This is a genomic window from bacterium 336/3, from assembly GCA_001281695.1.
Taxonomy (GTDB): Bacteria; Bacteroidota; Bacteroidia; order Cytophagales; family Thermonemataceae; genus Raineya.
Map to the genome: position 1 here is coordinate 1 of LJIE01000007.1, position 18685 is coordinate 18685.

Sequence of the window (18685 nt, forward strand, 5' to 3'; positions counted from 1 at the left end):
GATGATATTGCTCATTTATATCAAAAAGATGAACCCCATTTAAAGCAAACTACTCTTCACTGGAGGATTCATCATCTTGTCGAAAAAGGGATATTCAAAATTGGAAAAAATATAGTTTTCAACCCAAACTTAGATAAGAAAACTAAAACGATTTACAATAAAATTAAGTCCTCTTTTCCTTTCATTGAATTTTGTATCTGGAACACTTCTGTATTTAACGAGTTTTCATTACATCAATCCAACAAGAATTTTACACTCATAGAGGTAGAGAAAGATAGTGCTGAATCTGTTTTTCTTTTTCTAAAGGAGCAGAATCATAAAGTTTTTTTCAATCCCAATGCAGAAATATTAGAAAGATATGTTTTTGATGCTTCAAACCCAATTATTGTCAAATTTTTAGTTTCAGAAGCACCTCTTCAAAAGATTAAAAACTACAATACCATTAGCCTTGAAAAATGTTTAGTGGACTTATATTGTGATAAAGAATTATTTAGCTTTTATCAAGGTAAAGAGAAACAAACTATTTTTAAAGAAGCCTATCATAAATATACAATTAATAACACCAAACTCTTGAGATATGCATCAAGAAGAGGAAAGAAAAAAGAAATAGAAAATTACATTCAACAAATCAATATTCAATGATACAAAAAGAGTTGACTAATATAGATTAGATAAATCAGGTAGTTAAATCTAATAACAATACCCTGATAATAAGCAATTTATTTTTAATTATTAGCATATTGTCTGGTTTTTTGTCAAAATTGTTTACCTTCCCTAAATTTCAATAGAGTCTCTTATTCTATTTTATGTTTCTTTAATAATTCTGCAAAATTTTCTCCGCCCCATCCAGTTTGTAAGCTTTTATTTCTTTTATAGATTTCAAGTATTTGTTTGTTAATACTTTTATCTTGAAAAGCAATAAGTGTTTCTGTTGCTTTCAAGTAAATATATGGATTAGTTTCTTTTTCCAGTCTGTCTAAAAGGGATGTGATAAAAACCTTCTCTTTGAGTTGTAAAGCTTTATTAGCAAATATTGGAAAGTGATGAACATTTATACCTCTGATATTTTTGTTGATTAACTCAATAGCAACAAATCTGTTCCTAGCCAAGATAGAATCAAGCATTATCTCCAACAAATCTGGAGATTTTTCATCTGTTTTATCAAGTCTTACTTTGGTATAGTAAAAATCATCTGCATTCTCGATTGTTTTTTTTGCAAGTTCAAATGCTTTTTCTGCATTTTTATAATAAAGTATCTTGAAATTTTGCAAATCTACTAGATTTTCATCCTCCCACATTCTCCAAAGCAATGGTTCATAAATAGGACTATAAAATTTTTCTAAAGCTCCAAAAATAAATTCCATATGATATTTTTGTATATGCTTATGTTTGACTTGAGTAAATGGAATCTGAAGTAATTCAAGGGCTTTATCATTTTTATAACTAGCAATTGTAGCATACATTCCTCTCCAAGCTGAGTCAAAATGATCATCACCTAATGTCTCTATTAACTTATTTTGGAGAAATGGCAGAAAATCAGGGTGAGGGAATAAAGCCATTGCTTGGTAGGTATAATAATCATTTTTGTTATTGAGTATCAAAGAAACATCTTGTTCTCTCTTATATTTGGCTATTGCCACTAAAGCAGACTGATTTTTTTCTTTTATCACCAATTCTCTTACTCTTTTGTAAAAGGATTCTGTTAATTCTGCTCTATCAATTGCATCTTCCTTAGCATATAATTGGTTAGGTGTATAAATAAGAATACTGTCTAAATATTTAGACTCAGATACTGACAACTTTCTTACATCTGAGTTAATACAATTAATAAAAAAGTCTCCTACTTTCTCTTCATCTCTAATACAACCAAATTGAGTTGATACAAATTCATCATCATCAATGTGTTTGATAATAACTGGAAGTAAATCTACAGATTGGATATAAGATAAAGCCCAAAAGGCATAACAGCGAACAACACCATTAGGATGGTTTGTTAGTTCTAATAACTCTTTTTGGGTTGCTTTATTTCTTAGTTCTATGAAGTTATCATACTGTGGAGGCTTTATTCCTTCATAATAAACTGCGTTGCCCATCACTTGATTAACATCTTTAATTCTTTTGATAATTTCTTCTATTTTCTTAGAAATTTTAGTCTTATCAAAATGATATTGCCCAAAACAGCTAGAAGTACATATTAAAGTAATGATGATAAGAATATATTTCATATGTCTATATTGACAAGTTATGAGTGGTTTATTTACAATAGACTTAATTATTTTTTTGAGGATTTAACAAATAGTCCTTACTCATTATTTTTCTTCTTTAAAAAGTTCTTCTAAAATATCCTTATAATTGGTGTATTTGTAGAGTTTTCTTTCTTTCAAAATAGAACCAAGTAATAAATCCTTCATTTCCTTTTCACTTCCATTTTCTTTGTTTAAGCAAATTAGATGTGTTAAAAGTGTTTCGTAATATTTATTCAAATAATAACCTTTGTAACTTTGCTTTCCTTTTCCCTGCTCAATGTTCATTTCAAAGTCCATAAAATAAAAGTCTGTATATTGATAATAAGTGCTTCCATTGAATGTTGGATACTTTTTTATATTATCAAATGCTTTTGTTGTGTTTGGAGGATTCGCAACATTCATATATCCCCAAACAGTCTTACCACAATAATCCATACATCGTAAAAAGAAAATGCCTTTTTCTGTATCATCTTTGAGTTTATAGTCCTTGAGTTGAAAATTAATTTTTGAGAAATCAAATGGCTGATTTTTGTTTCCAACTGCTGTAAATAACATCCCATAATAATTATCCACTAATTCATACATTGGAATATTTGCATTCATCAAACTATCAATAAGTTTATTATTATCTGCCCGATTCTCTTCATTTAGATTCAAATTAATAGCATTGATTATAAAAATTTGTTTCAAAGTTTGGTCATCAGGTCGAGACAAAAACTTTCGAGTTAAAAGTTGGTTTTTTGTTGTAATCGTTTGAATAATAAAGTCTATTCCAACTTTTAAATTTTTCGGAACATTTGCTTTAATATCCTTGAATACTTGCTTCGTTGGCTCATTACGAAACATGAAGTCTTTGTATATCTTGCTAATTTCAATAAGTTTAGTAGTATTTGTCTGACCAAAAGTAAAAACTGTCAAATAAAGTCCTAAAAGTGTTAATATTGTTTTTTTCATTGTAATATCTTGATGATTATAAACTTATTTCTTAATAATTTTAATTGAAAATGACTGCTCTTTGGTATTTGTTATTTTCATAAAATACAATCCAGTAGGCAAAGAACTTATATCAAAAGCTATTGTATTTGAATTGATGATTGTTCTATTCAATAAAGGAATTTCCACTCCTTTTGCATTGATTAGATGAATGTCAACATCCAACTGTTTCAATCCCTGAATATACACTATATCACTAGTAGGGTTTGGATATAAGAATATATCTTTTCCTTTTACTCCATCAATACTAGACAAGATAATAGAAACTGTCTGTTTTGAATTTGCAGCATTATAATTGGTATTTCCGTTTTGAAAAGCTGTAATATCTGCTATCCCTGTTCCCAAAATAGTAGCTGTATTACCTGAAATACTAATCACAGAGGTATTAGAAGAACCAAATTGAACTGGTAAACCCACTGAAGAAGTTGCTTTTAGAGTAAAACTTTCTGGTGTCCCTGAAAATGTTTTTGCTGGAATTACTTCAAAAGTGATGGTTTGATTAGCTTTATTAACCACTAGTGGCTGAATAATGTCTGTAGGATTGTAATTATCATTTTCTACTTTAGATAAAGCATATACTCCAGCATCTGGATCAAAATCCATGGTTTCTCCACCAAATAAACCTGCTATATAAATACTACCATCTGTACCATTCGCTATTGATCTACCAAGATTAGCTATACCCAATGACATAGGTCTCATAGTTTTACCCCATACCAAATTAAGGTCTTGTGCAATGATAATATTAACAGAGAATATCAAGAGAATGAGTAGAAAGATTTTTTTCATAGTGTTCATGGTTTTATAACTGTTCAAAAATAAATAAAAATATACACTTAGTCAATAAATAGCTTATAAACAAATCATTAACAACTTTTAATATTTTATTTGAGAATTTGCACCCAACCTTTGTATTCTTCTCTACTTTCTTCCCTGATAAGTCTATAATAATACAAAGCTACTGGCAATTTACCTCCATTCCAGTCATTTTTATAAGTATTATTTTCATAAACCAATAATCCTCTTCTATCATAAATTTGTAATTGCCAATTTCCTTTCTTGATGCCTTTTATATAAAAAGCATCATTGATACCATCATTATTGGGTGTAAACACATTAGGAATGAAAATACATTTTTCTTCTTTTATCTCAATGGAATCTCTGAAAACACCATAAGGGCTTGTAATTTCAGCCCAATAAATGCCTGCTTCTTTGATGGTTATTTTGTTATTGATTTCCCCTGTACTCCATTTAAGAGGGTAAGAACTCAAAAGTAATGGCAAACGTACTTCCAAAGTGATTTCTTCTTCTGTACAGGCATTAATAAATTCCCCTGTTTGATTGGAAGTGAAAATATCAAATTCACACTGTTCTAGTTTTATCTCAATGGAGTCTCTCAAGACTCCATAAGGACTTGTAACATCAACCCAGTAAATTCCTGCATTTTTTACTATTATTTGACTATTTGTTTCCCCAGTATTCCATTGATAAGTATAAAAAAGTTGAGAAGGCAATGTTTTTGCTTCTAAAGTGATTTCTTTTCCTATACAAGTATTAATATCCTCTCCCAAATCAACGGTTAATGTATTAGGTGTAGCATTAGTGGATGTTAAATCGTATGTTGAAGCAGCTCCAAAAACGATATAATCATAAGACCTAATGAAACCACCAACTTGTCTGTTTTCCATATCCAATTCATAGAGAGAAGATCCTATAAAATCTGTTGAAATTATATATGATTTTGAATAAGAACCATAGTTTATGGAAAATGTACCATACACATTATCTTCTGAAGCCATATAAAAGCGACTTTGAGATGGATTTATCATATCTATTTCTATGATACAGGAAGTAATACTTGAAGTATCCAAGCAGGCTAAAAAGAGTTTTCGGTTATAGAAAAATAAATCTCCTGCTGGAATAAAGTTTGGTGGTAATATTCCAATAGTACTAAAAACACCTGTTGTCAAATCATATTTATAGAATACACCTACATCTACTCCATTAATATATTCTGAGCCACATGCATACAGGAAATTATTGTTATCTGCTACCAAAGCATTCACAGAACCAGTGGTTGGAAATGCTCCCAAGAAACGACAACTACCATTAAATTCTTTGATATACAAATCTCCCCAAGATGACAGATAATATGTGTTACTATCTTTGTCAATTGCCATATCAGTATAAAAATCGTCTGGTATTTGGCCTAAAGAGCAATTATTTTGTAAAATTTCACTATTATTTGAAATGTCGAATTTATATACACCATTGGCAAATACATCTGAGGTGTTTACATAAAATGACTGAGAATAAGACTTAAGGGATAATAATATTAGAATGAGAATTGCTAACTTTTTCATGATTTACATAGTGTACGTATTTATCAATTTTTGACAAAGGTAACTAATAATGAATGATTTATAATTTGTATGTAAGAAAATTAAAAATTTTGAATGTAAAATTTTATAAAAATTTGATATAGTTTACATTAAAGATAGTAGCATTCCTATTAATTATAGAAATTCATTGTAAGATTTACTATATAAAGAAAGATTGTTCTGTTTAAACAGTCTAAAAAAATGGGGATTAGTAAATGTTTCTTGAGAGAAGATGAATAAGAAACAACTTTTTTATATCATCTATAGCATTTATGTACAATAAAAATGTTTCCATCATCCTACCATACATTGCCAAGCTGTTTTTTAATCTATTAATTTCCTAAAAAGTTCATCATTATTTTATTAAACTGACTTGATTGTTCTATATTAGGAAGATGTTTAGACTTTTTTATTACCTCAAGTTTGCTATTTTTTAAATGATTTTTTAATTGAGAACCAATGCTAGTTGGTATAATATCATCATACTCACCCCAAACTAATAATATAGAATGCTCAATTAAATATTCTTTTTGGGCATATAATTCAAGATTTGACTTCAGTTCTACAATTAGCCTTTCCCAATTTTCAATATTAGGCAAACACAAATTGTCATACAAAACTTTATAAATAAAATTTGGAATAAATTGTTTGAGATAATAGGCTGCTTTAAACTGCTTTTTGAAGCCTATATAATTTCTAGGTGCAAATAATTCTTCTATTTTGTTAATCTGATATACTTGACAGATTGTTTCTAAGTCATTTGTAGTGAGGTACTTTATTGGAGAGTCAATTAATATTAATTTGTTTACTATTTCTTTGTTTTGTACACAGAACTCAATTGCTATTAAGCCACCATACGAAAGACCCATCAAATCAAACTTTTGTAATCGTAATCTCTCAACTATAATTTTAACTAGATTAATTTGATCTTGAAGTTGGTATTTATTATTCTGTACCGTTTTTCCAAAATATAAGAGATTTGGAACAATGACTCTGTACTTTTGGGAAAGTATAGCAATTTGTTTATACCACTGATATTCTGTCTGAACACCAAAACCATGTAGTAAAATAATAGCCTCTGAGTCTCTATTATTATCCCAATAATCAATAACTAAATCATCTGCTTTTATATCTCTGTTTTGGAAACCATTGTCTAAAAATCTATTCCAGATAAATTTTTTAGTAAACTTAAAAATCAAACTCATTTATACATTTCTTTTAGGTGTTTTAATTGGGTACCATTTAGCATATATAAGTTTGTATCACATGGTATTTTTTATTTTATTCATTGTTTCTGTGTCAATTCCAGCAGATTCAACATAAATTTCATCAAAGCCTACTGAATCTGTTATTCCAATACCACCATTTGGTTTTAACTCAAACTTGTCCTCAAGAATAATACGAAAATTAAAATTATCAAGGTTAGAAATTCCCTGATTCTCAAAATCTTGTTGGATAGTTGTCTGATACTTTTTGTAGTTATTCTTTGCAATTAAATTACCACCAATGCTACCCATACTTTCATCAATAATTGAGAAATTTACTTCTCCAATGTTATCATTATTTACATATAAAAAACCTTTCATTATCTTAAATCATTTTATTACTTCCAATTATATCTCTTTTTGGTTTCAGTTATGTGAGAAAGATGATGGTTACAATGCCAAGCATACATACCTATATTTTCATCAACTCTAAAAGTTTTTTCATGTTCTGGATGAATAAATGTTCTTACTAATTGTTCATCCATTAAATTGTTAAGTAAAACCGTCCATCTTTCATGAATGCCTTCCATTATTTTTAATGATGATTGAATAGGCATATTTTTGGAATCTAGCAATTCAGCCCAACGTTCTTCAAAATATGGTTTTATTGTAGGTTGTTCTTCTGTTAAGGTAAGTTTTAAACGAATTAAACTGTTCATATGACTATCTGCACAATGATGAACTACTTGTCTTATTGTCCAGCCTTCAGGTCTGTATGGAGTATTGAGTTGCTCTTCTGTTAAATTAATGACTTCTTTTGAGAGTCTTTCAGGAAATGTTGAAATTTCAGCAATCCAATTATTCAATATGTCTCTGGTTATAGTTGTTGGTTTATCAAACTTTCCAATTGGGAATTTTAATTTTTCAATGTCCATTATATTTGTATTTTAGCCTGTTTCGATTAAGTTTAGCTATTCTTTTAATTGAGATTCTGCTTGTCTATAGTTGGCACTTAGCCCTTCTTTATCAACTTGTTGATTATCAAATACTAAAATTCATTGATAGATGTGCTTTGGTGTACTTTCTAAAATTTGGCTTAATACAATCAAACATCATCTTTTAAAATATTTTTGTTTGAGAATCTATTTTCTGTTCCATAATTCACTTCCCAGATAAAGCCGTTTAGTTAATAATTCTTCATAAATAGAGTTTACATTGTCTCCATTTAAAAAAATTAAATAACCATTTTTGGATTTAGGAAACCAAACTGCTAAAGTGCTTACTCCTGGGTCTTTTCCTGAATGTAATAAAGCATACTCCTCATTACTAAAATTAGTTAAAATTTCCCAACCCAGCCCAAAAAAATCATTTTCTTTTAGCTTGACTTGGTGTTTTTTCATTTCTTGATAAAGATTTTCAGAAATACCAGCTCCATTGATTACATATTCTAAAAACTTTCCATAATCTTCAACTGTAGTTAAAAGATTTGCTGCAGCATTAGCTTGATAATACTTTACTGTTTCTATTTTCTCGCCTTTTTCATTAAAGTTTTGTGCATACCTTTTTTCATCCATTTCATTTTCCCACCAAAAACGTGTATCCAACATTTTCAGAGGGTCAAATAAAAGCTCTTTTGCAAGAGTTTCTATACTTTTACCAAGTTTCTTTTCAATGGCTTTTCTTAAGTATTCAAAACCTTCACCTGAGTATTGATATTTTGTTCCAGGGTCAAATTGAAAGGATAATTTATTGGATGGATGCATATAACGCCAATTTGGAAATCCTGTTTGATGTGTTAAGATGATTCTGGGTGTCAGCTTTTTATATCTTTCATCATTTTTAATATCTTGGTCAATCCAGTATTTATGTAAAGGCTCATCTAAACCCAATAATCCTTTGTCAATCAGCTTTAATGTAATTAAAGCAAAAACTGGTTTTGTCAGAGATGCAACTTTAAAAATAGTATTATAGGGTGCTGTTTTTTGTTGATCTAAAGTTCCATAAACTTCTACTTTAGTCAATTTGCCATTTTCAATTACACCAATTCCTAGTGCAGGAACATTATTGTCTTTTAGTAGCTTTTCAATACCACTTATGTTATTCTCAACCTTTGGGTTTTGGTGATCATAACTCAAAACTGTGCTTAATTTCCAAATTTTATCATCCAAAATCCAAACACTTGTGAATTTGGCTGTACTAGTCCATAAATCTTCTTTATTTTTTTCTCTTAAATAGAAATGATGAATTCCATTTTGAATAGCACCATATAATTTACCATTGTTGTAAAGAGGAAATACCTCCAAACTATTTACATCTAACTTGCGAATAGGTTTTTTCTCTGAATTAGAACAAATGTATTTTTGAGTGTTTTCAAAGAAGATCTTTCTATCCTGAAATCCACTTTGGTCGTGGTAAAATTTTAAGTCTTTGGCTATTCTACTTTCTAAATACTGTAAATCACATCAATTAAATCCACGTTCAAAAAAGATACTATCTTCCTTTTTGAGTTCAAGAAATAATTCAGAGTGTTTATCTATTTGTCCAGAAACTTTTAAAATAGATAAAACAAAAATGGCTAGGATGGAAAAAATTTGTTTTGTCATATTGAGCATTTTTTTTCCTGCAAAGATGAGATTGATGATGATTTTATCACAAAAATCTACCCGCCAATATCCTGACAATATGCCGTCACTTTCAAAAAAAACTCATATAAGGCTGAAATTCAACTTAAAAAACAATTTTCCTTTTTTATCAATTTCTGCTGCATTCCAGAGAATGATTAAAATATTTGATAAAGCCAATAAAATCATAACAAGGAGAGTAAAATTGTTTCCAAGTGAAAGCCCTTTCTTTATAAAAATACTGAGCATGAAAATAATCACTGCTGAGATGAGCCATAGAATTTGAACAGAAACAATTTGTTTTGCCAATGGATTAAACTGCTTTTTGACAAACATTATAAGCAGAGGAATCATAATATTGGCAGGAGGGAAAACAATAAAAGGTAATGAGGAAAGATTGATGATTTTAATGAGTGTAGAGTTTATTTCAATTTCTACTTCTGTTTTCTCAAGCAACTCTTCTTCTTTTACTCCTAATGTCTTTGCTAATATTTTAAGTGTTTGACCTTTTGGCTCAATACCTGATTCAATGCGTTGTATGGTTCTTACAGAAATCCCTGATTTATCAGAAAGTTCTTCTTGAGTTAAATTGAGTTTTTCCCTAATCTTTTTCAGTTTTGACATTTGATGTTGCTTTTTTAATATTTCCTAACTTGTAAATATGCAACTAGACTTTTGATTTCTCTAATATTCTTTGATTATATTGAGTGTTGTCCTATTAATTTGTGTTCAAAAAACGGGGTTTCTTGAACTGATTTTTAAGCCCTCAAATAATTTTGTAAGCATTTAATGTTAAATGCTTTTTTCTTTTTATCTTGATTATAGTGGAGAACAATAGGTTGGTATAAAGATTAAAATAATTCAACATATTTTAAAAACAACACTTTAAAAATTACATCTTATCTATCAAATCAATAGTTTTAAACCAATAAAAAAATGCTTCAGGATTAGACTTTTTGAGTTTGTTCAGTTTATTGTACTCTGGATTTTCAATGAGCCAATCTTTCATTTGTAAAGGATTTTCAAATTTCCCAAAGATTGTTGTGTTAGATACTAACAATACTGATAAATAGGCCACTTTGGAAGCAGAAACAATTACTTTATCAATATGGTATGTCTCAGAAAAAATGAAGCCTGTAATTCGTTTAATTCCTAATTGTAACTCCTCAAAATCTCCTTTACCTAATATTCCACGACTGGTGATACAAAGAGCAGTTTGAAAAATATCATCCAATACATCATTTTCTGTTTGATGTTGTGCATTTCTATATATTAACTCTGTTTTAGCAAAGTTTTTAAAGGTTTTTCTTACTATTTCTAAATCTATACAAACATCAAATAAATTCCCAATATCATACAATTGTTTAATGATTTCCATACTCATACTATTTTCTCCCTTGTAATAGGGAATACCTGTTGTATGAGGTGCAAAAGCAGTTAATTTATCTCCCAATAAATCCTCAAAACAAGGTACTTTCACCAAAGTAGCTTGTTCTGTAGTGGGTATAAAAGTAGAGACAATAGGAGTATCCATGATTTTGCTATAAGCAATTTTTTCAAATAGAATGTCCAATAAAATATATTCTTCTTCTTTGGCTGTTTTGTGAAAGGGAGTATAAAAGAATTTGTAATGAGCTTTTTCTATATTGGAAAGATGGCTACGATTTTGTAACTCCATTCGATTAAAACCTTGTTGTTTTACAACTGTTTCCAGTATTTCATCTAAATTTTCATACGTATTTTCCACAATGATGTCAATATCTATGGATAATCGCTTTGTAGAATTGAAAAGTAGCATTAAAGATGTTCCACCCTTGAAAACAAATTCCATTTTAATTTGGGCTAATCCTTCTAAAAGGAGTAAGGCATGAATCACTTTCTCAACCAAGATTTTATCAGCATTTTGATTAGATTTAGCTACCTGATTTATCCAATCTATATTGATCAACTCTTTTTGTATCATTGAATATTGATTTGTTGAATGTAATTCTCTATTTCTTTTTTCTTCCCTCTTCTTGATGCATATCTCAAGAGTTTGGTGTTATTAATTGTATATTTATGATAGGCTTCTTTAAAAATAGTTTGTTTCTCTTTACCTTGATAAAAGCTAAATAATTCTTTATCACAATATAAGTCCACTAAACATTTTTCAAGGCTAATGGTATTGTAGTTTTTAATCTTTTGAAGAGGTGCTTCTGAAACTAAAAATTTAACAATAATTGGGTTAGAAGCATCAAAAACATATCTTTCTAAAATTTCTGCATTGGGATTGAAAAAAACTTTATGATTCTGATCTTTTAGAAAAAGAAAAACAGATTCAGCACTATCTTTCTCTACCTCTATGAGTGTAAAATGTTTGTTGGATTGATGTAATGAAAATTCGTTCAATACAGAAGTATTCCAGATACAAAATTCAATGAAAGGAAAAGAGGACTTAATTTTATTGTAAATCGTTTTAGTTTTCTTATCTAAGTTTGGGTTGAAAACTACATTTTTTCCAATTTTAAATATCCCTTTTCCAATACGTTCCAATATCCCTTTTTCAACAAGATGATGAATCCTCCAATGAAGAGTAGTTTGCTTTAAATGGGGTTCATCTTTTTGATATAAATGAGCAATATCATCTGTTTTGAAGCTTTCAATACCTTCAAAAACTGTTTTTAATTCTTGAGAATGTAATTTATCCATAGCTACTTTTTTAAATACAAATGTAGCTATATTTCGGCAATAAAGTATTTTTATTGCCGATTATTTGATTTTGAAAAACTAATAAGACATAATTTTAAGAGAAATAAATTTCACTACAATATAACACCATAAGCATGAAATGCTAACATTAGTTTGGTTATATGGCAGTTGAAGTGCTAAGAACTCCACTACAAACCTTCAATATTAAACAAAAAAACCTTCCGTAAATTTGTATCATACCTTCCGACTTCTGTATAACTAGAAAAATTACTTGTCCCTCTATCTTTGTTTCATCATTTAACAATAAAAAAATCAGATAATGGGCAAGACAATTTTAATTACAGGAGCATCATCTGGGTTTGGGCTGATGCTTGCCAATGACCTTCATCAGAAAGGTTTTACTGTAATAGGTACAAGCCGAGAACCTCAAAAGTATCAAGGAAAATTTCCTTTCAAATTATTGAAGTTAAATTTAGATGATGATGCTTCTATCAATTCATTTGGTGCAGAGCTTTTTAGTCAAGTTAAAACTTTGGATGTATTGGTAAACAATGCTGGATATATGGTAACTGGTATTGCAGAAGAAACACCCATTGAGTTAGGTAAACAGCAGTTTGAAACTAATTTTTGGGGAACAGTTAAGGTAACAAATGCTTTATTGCCTTACTTCAGAAAGCAACGATTTGGACAAATTATTACTGTTAGTTCTATTGTTGGCTTAATTGGTCATCCCAATCTTTCATTTTATTCAGCTTCAAAACATGCAATAGAGGGTTATTTTAATTCCCTACGTTTCGAATTAAATCAGTTTAATATTAAAGTAAGTATGGTTGAGCCACGTTGGTTTAAAACCAATTTAGGGCAAAGTTCTATTTCTGCTAATGGAAACATGATTGATGATTACAATACTTACCGAAAACAAGTAGATGCATTAATTCAAAATGGATTAAAGGAAGCAGAAGAACCTAATACGGTTGTAGAGAATATTACAAAACTCATCAACTCAAAAGAACCTAAGTTTAGTAATCCAATAGGTAAAATGGCAGGAATGATAGTTTTTCTAAAATCATTTGTTCCCAAAATGTTTGAGGATACAATAATAAAGAGTGTAAATACAGTAAAAATTAACTAAATAAAAAAATGAAAAAAATGAAAAATTTAACAGAAACACATTACGCAGAAATCGATAATCAAAAGATTGCTTATCGTAAAATTGGGTCAGGCTCACCCGTCATTTTAGCCAACCGTTTTCGTGGCACATTAGACACATGGGATCCTCTATTCTTGGAGCTACTTGCCAAAAATAATACAGTCATAACATTCGATTATGCAGGTATTGGATACTCAACGGGTGAATTACCACTTGATATAAAAGACGTAGCAACAGAAGTAACTAAACTGGCTGACTATCTAAAAATTGACAAGTTCAATGTAATGGGCTGGTCGTATGGTGGATGGGTAGCTCAGTATACCATGTTTATGAACCTCGAAAGGGTTTTAAAAACAGTAATTATTGGAAGCAACGCAATGGGTCATAATGAAGTACCTATTCAGCCAGCCTTTTTTGAACGGGCTTTAAAACCTGTTAATGATTTTGATGATGCAGTAGTGTTGTTTTTTGAACCAAAATTTGAAGCAAGCCTTGCAGCGGCACAAGCTTCTATGGGTAGAATTATGGCTCAGGCGGATTGGAGTAAAGTGCCAGCAACTCAAGAAGTTTTCCAACGCTATTTTGCATCAAACACAGCAATTGCTGAAGACAAAGAAAATTTCAGAGGTGCTTATGCTGAACTCAAAACACCTGTATTGGTTTTATCTGGCGATAATGATATATCATTTGCGACTGAAAACTGGTTTTCGCTATTGAAAAATGCTCCAACTGTTCAGCATGTCATTTTTCCAGCATCAGGTCATGCTCCACAATTTCAATATCCTGAGTTATCAACGTCTTACATCAATTCATTTTTAAATCAAAAATAGAAGGATATAAAAATCATAATAATCACTTTAAAAAATAAACCCATGAAAAATTTAAAATTATCAATCGCATTATTCATTGCAGTAATAGCAAACTTCAGTAACATTTTTGCTCAACAAGCAGAATCAAAAAACAAAGCGAAACAAACAATTGTAACGCATTATGCAAAAATCGATAATCAAAAGATTGCTTATCGTAAAATTGGAAAAGGGACACCTATCATTTTAGCCAATCGTTTTCGTGGCACGTTAGACACATGGGATCCTCTTTTCCTAGAATTATTAGCCAAAAATAATATAGTCATAACATTCGATTATGCAGGTATTGGATACTCAACAGGTGAATTGCCTTTAGACATTAAGGATGTCGCAGCAGAAGTAACAAAGTTGGCGGACTATCTGAAAATTGACAAATTTAATGTAATGGGTTGGTCATATGGTGGATGGGTAGCTCAATATACTATGTTTATGAACCCAAATAGAGTTTTGAAAACTGTTTTGATAGGAACCAATCCAATGGGTAAAAATGATGTTCCTTTTGAGTCAGCCTTTTTAGAAAGAGCATTAAAACCAGTAAATGATTTTGAAGATGCTGTTGTGATTTTCTTCGAACCTAAATCTGAAAAAAGTAGAGTTGCAGCAGGTGCTTCTATGGGTAGAATCATGAAACAAACTGATTGGAGCAAAGTACCATCAACACAAGAAGTTTTTCAACGTTATTTTGCATCAAACACAGCTATTGCAGAAGATAAAGAAAATTATAGAGCTGCATATGCTACATTAAAAACACCAGTACTAGTTTTATCTGCTGACCACGATATTTCATTTGCGACTGAAAACTGGTTTCCATTATTGAAAAATGCTCCAACTGTTCAACATGTCATTTTTCCAGCATCAGGACATGCTCCACAATTTCAATACCCTGATTTATCAACTACTTACATTAATTTATTCCTAAATAAATAATAAATGCGAGTTGCTTATTATGAGTGTAACGAACTCTTTAAGGGTGCGTTACACTTGTACTAAGCTACACTATTTTTTACTGTCAGATAATTTATTCTTACTCCTTAATTAACTTTATCAAATAATATAACCCAATTACAATGGAAAATAATAGATTAAAGATGTTAGAAAGCTATGTTGGAAAAACATTTGAAGGGAGTCCTTCACCATTTGCCCTTTGGCTAAAAGGCAAAGTAGTGAGTGCCAACAAGGATTCAGTTGAATTTGAGTTTACTGTTCGAAAAGAAATGACAAATCCTATTGGAATGCTTCATGGTGGCGTTATGGCATCCATGATTGATGATTGCATTGGAGTGAATTTTTTTATATTGGGATTGGAATACTTTTACCCTACTATTAATCTGAATATTGAGTATTTTAGTGGAGCAAAAGAAGGAGAAATAGTTCTAGTTAAAACAAATGTGGTAAAACAAGGTAGAACTATAATTAATTTAAGAGCTGAAGTTACTAATCAGGAAGGTAGATTGCTGGCATTTGCTACTTCTAATTTAGCTGTCAGTAATATAAAAATTTAAAGTCAATAAAGATCCATTGAAATTTATTTATAAATTTCAACATCACAATTAATTTGATTAATTATGAAACAATTCAAAACAATAACGGAACTCTATACTGCAAATGGATTTCCTCCACCAGAAAATCCATTATTGGGCATCGTAACTTATGACGAAATAAGAGGTTGTCAGTTTGCAGAAACAGAATTTACTTTTGGATTTTATAAAATATCTTTAAAGAAAATAAAGTCTGGTACAGTAATGTATGGTAGAACAAAATATGACCATGAAAATGGCTCGATGTTTTACTTAAAACCTAATCAAATTGTTAAAATGGATGACATAGAATTAATTGAAAAAGGTTTTATGATATACATTCATGAAGACTATTTAATTAAACATGATTTGCATAACGCCATTAAACAGTACGGATTCTTTGATTATGAAGCCAACGAAGCCTTGCATTTATCCCCAAATGAAGAGGAAACACTTTGGGAATTATTTAATAAAATTAAGGGAGAATATTATAACAATCAGGATGAGTATAGCAGAGATATTATTTTGACACATATTGACTCTATTTTAAAATATTCTCAACGGTTTTATAAAAGACAATTTTTAAATAGAACGGTATTATCAGGTACAACGGTCTCAAAATTTACTACAATCTTGAAACATTATTTTGAAAGTGGTAATCTTCAAAAAAACGGATTACCAACTGTACAATTCATGGCAGCAGAATTGGCATTGTCATCTAGGTATTTAAGTGACTTACTAAAACAGGAAACAGGTAAAACAGCTTTAGACCACATACATATTGCGTTGGTAAACGAAGCGAAACATATATTGATGAGTACAGATAATACAGTTTCCGAAACAGCATACCAATTGGGATTTGAAAATCCACCTTACTTTACTCGGCTTTTTAAAAAGGAAGTAGGGCTAACTCCAACTGAATATAGAGAACAGTTTTTGAATTAAAGAAAAAAATTAACAATAGCTTTGATTGTGCTGAATTCTAACTGTTTAGAAATTTATTTTACTAGATTTAAATCAACATGAACTAATTTTGAAGGAATAGATTTTAGGTCCAACGTAAATGTTGTTCAAAATGTTAAAAGTTTTTACAGAATAAAAGATGTTAATCCAAAAGTTAAAATAAATCTTGAAGAGCAAAATAACTAGTCCTAAAAAAATTACTTGATTCTTCCAGCTCGATGCACCATATCCTTGACATCATCCTTAGTGTAACCTAAAATTACAGAAATTCAATGTTTAGTATTATTATAAAAAATCATTATGGATGCCTCTAAAAATTGGTAGTTGTCTCATAAATTAGGTTTAATATTGAAAAAATAGCAAAGTAAAAAAACTTTTTATCCAGCCCTTTTTCAAGGCTGGGTTTTTATAGATGAAAAATGAGTTTAAAATTTACCTGCCTCAAAAAGACTAAAAATAGTTCAATAAAAGGAGTATTTTTTTAGACTATTTTTGATTTTTACTTTTCCTAAAATAAAAGTTTAGCAAACTGGTTTATTTTATTTGTTTAGTTATATTTGCAATATCTTTAACTTTTTTAAACTTTTCTCTATGAAAATCGGATATGCAAGAGTTTCCACTCAAGACCAAAACCTCAACCTGCAAACAGATGCTCTTAAACAAGCTGGTTGTGAAAAGATATTTGAAGAAAAAGTGTCTGGTGCCAAACAATCCAGACCTGAATTAGATAGAATGCTTGAACAACTCAGAAAAGGTGATGTTGTCATGGTTTACAAACTTGACAGATTGGGACGCTCCATCAAACATCTTTTAGAACTAGTGGAAGTTTTCAAAAATAAAGAAGTGGAATTGGTAAGTATTTCTGACAATATTGACACCTCCTCTATTCAGGGAAGGCTTGTTTTCAATATTTTTGCCTCTATTGCTGAATTTGAAAGAGATTTAATTAGAGAAAGGACGATGGCTGGGCTTCAGGCAGCCAGAAAAAGAGGAAGAATTGGAGGAAGACCCAAAGGACTTTCAGACAAAGCTCAAAGACTTGCCTTAGTTGCTGAGGCTCTTTACAAAGAAAATACTCTTTCAGTCAATGAAATTGCTAAAAATCTAGGAATCTCGAAAGCCACTCTTTACAAATATCTCAGATTTAGGGGAGTACAGATTGGAAATCCAAGTACTTAATGATAAAAGTAGTGTCCTGAGAATTTTACTTTGGACACTTTAACATCAAATCCTTTTTTAAAAAATTAGAAGAGAATGAAATTAATCACTTGGAATTGCCAAGGAGCTTTCAGAAAAAAAGCTGATATAATTCTTGTTCATGAACCAGATATTGTAGTAGTTCAAGAATGTGAAAACCCTGAAAAGTTAGTTTTTAACTCCAAAACACAAAAACCAAACGATTTTGTATGGTTTGGAGACAATCCACATAAAGGAGTTGGAATATTTTCATATAGTGATTTCAAGTTTGAGCCTCTTGAACATAACACAGACATCAAACAAATATTGCCTGTTTCAGTAAAAAATGAACAAATAGGTTTTACTCTTTTTGCAGTTTGGGCAAATCATCCCAACGACTCAGATGGAAGATATGTAGAACAAGTTTGGAAAGCTGTCAATCATTATGAGGAGCTTCTATCAGAAGGGCAAGTCATCTTAACAGGAGATTTCAATAGCAACAAAATCTGGGACAAAGAACATAAGAAAGGAAGCCACTCTGATGTAGTTAAAAAGTTAGCCGAAAAAAATATTTGGAGTGCTTATCACAAATATTTAGAGCAAGGACAAGGAAAAGAAGAACATCCTACTTTTTTCTTACACCGAAATATGGAAAAACCCTACCATCTTGACTATTGTTTCACTTCAAAAGAGCTTTATGAGAAAATAAAAAGTGTAGAAGTTGGTACTCATGAAGATTGGACTGCCCACAGCGACCATACTCCTTTAATTGTTCATTTTGATTTGTGAGGTTTTATTTCTCATCTTTCTACATCACAAAAAACTAAACTTTGGACACTTCAACATCAAATCAATTAAATGTTATAACATTTAATTTTT

At 30.1% G+C, this 18685-nt stretch carries 18 protein-coding genes and 1 pseudogene; 8 read left to right on the forward strand and 11 right to left on the reverse strand.

Translation table 11 applies throughout. The features are described 5' to 3' along the window. The coding region (locus AD998_21450; protein ID KOY84317.1) for a hypothetical protein at positions 1 to 642 on the forward strand (642 nt) is incomplete at its 5' end. Positions 643 to 794: 152 nt separating this feature from the next. Here AD998_21450 and AD998_21455 read toward each other — a convergent pair. From AD998_21455 to AD998_21505, 11 genes and pseudogenes are all read right to left on the reverse strand, one after another. Further along, positions 795 to 2225 (reverse strand): hypothetical protein, encoded by a 1431-nt coding sequence (locus AD998_21455; GenBank protein ID KOY84318.1) that lies wholly within the window; start codon positions 2223 to 2225, stop codon positions 795 to 797. Positions 2226 to 2309: 84 nt separating this feature from the next. Beyond that, the gene (locus AD998_21460; protein KOY84319.1) at positions 2310 to 3200 is read right to left on the reverse strand and encodes a hypothetical protein; all 891 of its coding nucleotides are present in this window, start codon (positions 3198 to 3200) and stop codon (positions 2310 to 2312) included. Positions 3201 to 3224: 24 nt separating this feature from the next. Then, the gene (locus AD998_21465) at positions 3225 to 4028 is read right to left on the reverse strand and encodes a hypothetical protein (GenBank protein ID KOY84320.1); all 804 of its coding nucleotides are present in this window, start codon (positions 4026 to 4028) and stop codon (positions 3225 to 3227) included. Positions 4029 to 4123: 95 nt separating this feature from the next. Then, complete coding sequence (locus tag AD998_21470) at positions 4124 to 5602, reverse strand: hypothetical protein (protein KOY84321.1); 1479 nt, start codon at positions 5600 to 5602, stop codon at positions 4124 to 4126. 350 nt (positions 5603 to 5952) lie between these two features. Next, entirely contained in the window at positions 5953 to 6825 is an 873-nt protein-coding gene (locus AD998_21475) for a hypothetical protein (protein KOY84322.1), read from the reverse strand. A 57-nt stretch (positions 6826 to 6882) separates the two neighbouring features. Beyond that, on the reverse strand, positions 6883 to 7206 hold the full coding sequence (locus AD998_21480; GenBank protein ID KOY84323.1) for a hypothetical protein: 324 nt from the start codon (positions 7204 to 7206) through the stop codon (positions 6883 to 6885). A gap of 17 nt (positions 7207 to 7223) precedes the next feature. Continuing rightward, positions 7224 to 7760: a hypothetical protein gene (locus tag AD998_21485; protein ID KOY84324.1), complete on the reverse strand. Its 537-nt coding sequence runs from the start codon at positions 7758 to 7760 to the stop codon at positions 7224 to 7226. Positions 7761 to 7967: 207 nt separating this feature from the next. Next, a pseudogene (locus AD998_21490) lies at positions 7968 to 9428 on the reverse strand (serine hydrolase). Positions 9429 to 9530: 102 nt separating this feature from the next. Beyond that, positions 9531 to 10070 (reverse strand): DNA-binding protein, encoded by a 540-nt coding sequence (locus AD998_21495; protein ID KOY84325.1) that lies wholly within the window; start codon positions 10068 to 10070, stop codon positions 9531 to 9533. A 268-nt stretch (positions 10071 to 10338) separates the two neighbouring features. Continuing rightward, a complete protein-coding gene (locus AD998_21500) occupies positions 10339 to 11409 on the reverse strand; it encodes a hypothetical protein (protein ID KOY84326.1) in 1071 nt (356 codons plus the stop codon). Then, entirely contained in the window at positions 11406 to 12005 is a 600-nt protein-coding gene (locus AD998_21505; protein KOY84348.1) for a hypothetical protein, read from the reverse strand. Before AD998_21505 ends, AD998_21500 begins: the two co-directional genes overlap by 4 nt. Before the next feature lie 448 nt (positions 12006 to 12453). On the opposite strand from AD998_21505, the gene AD998_21510 reads away from it, so the two are divergent. The 7 genes from AD998_21510 to AD998_21540 all read left to right on the forward strand — a co-directional run bounded on the left by AD998_21510 (position 12454) and on the right by AD998_21540 (position 18595). Continuing rightward, positions 12454 to 13266, forward strand: a complete 813-nt coding sequence (locus AD998_21510) for a short-chain dehydrogenase (protein KOY84327.1) — start codon at positions 12454 to 12456, stop codon at positions 13264 to 13266. Between the two features lie 8 nt (positions 13267 to 13274). Continuing rightward, positions 13275 to 14114: an alpha/beta hydrolase gene (locus tag AD998_21515; protein ID KOY84328.1), complete on the forward strand. Its 840-nt coding sequence runs from the start codon at positions 13275 to 13277 to the stop codon at positions 14112 to 14114. A 147-nt stretch (positions 14115 to 14261) separates the two neighbouring features. Continuing rightward, positions 14262 to 15077 (forward strand): alpha/beta hydrolase, encoded by an 816-nt coding sequence (locus tag AD998_21520; protein KOY84349.1) that lies wholly within the window; start codon positions 14262 to 14264, stop codon positions 15075 to 15077. Positions 15078 to 15217: 140 nt separating this feature from the next. Further along, a complete protein-coding gene (locus AD998_21525; protein ID KOY84329.1) occupies positions 15218 to 15652 on the forward strand; it encodes a hypothetical protein in 435 nt (144 codons plus the stop codon). Positions 15653 to 15715: 63 nt separating this feature from the next. After that, positions 15716 to 16612 carry an AraC family transcriptional regulator gene (locus tag AD998_21530; GenBank protein KOY84330.1) on the forward strand — a complete coding sequence of 299 codons (897 nt, stop codon included), beginning with the start codon at positions 15716 to 15718 and terminating at the stop codon, positions 16610 to 16612. 609 nt (positions 16613 to 17221) lie between these two features. Beyond that, the gene (locus tag AD998_21535; GenBank protein KOY84331.1) at positions 17222 to 17809 is read left to right on the forward strand and encodes a resolvase; all 588 of its coding nucleotides are present in this window, start codon (positions 17222 to 17224) and stop codon (positions 17807 to 17809) included. Positions 17810 to 17884: 75 nt separating this feature from the next. After that, a complete protein-coding gene (locus AD998_21540; GenBank protein KOY84332.1) occupies positions 17885 to 18595 on the forward strand; it encodes an exonuclease in 711 nt (236 codons plus the stop codon). Positions 18596 to 18685 lie beyond the last annotated feature (90 nt).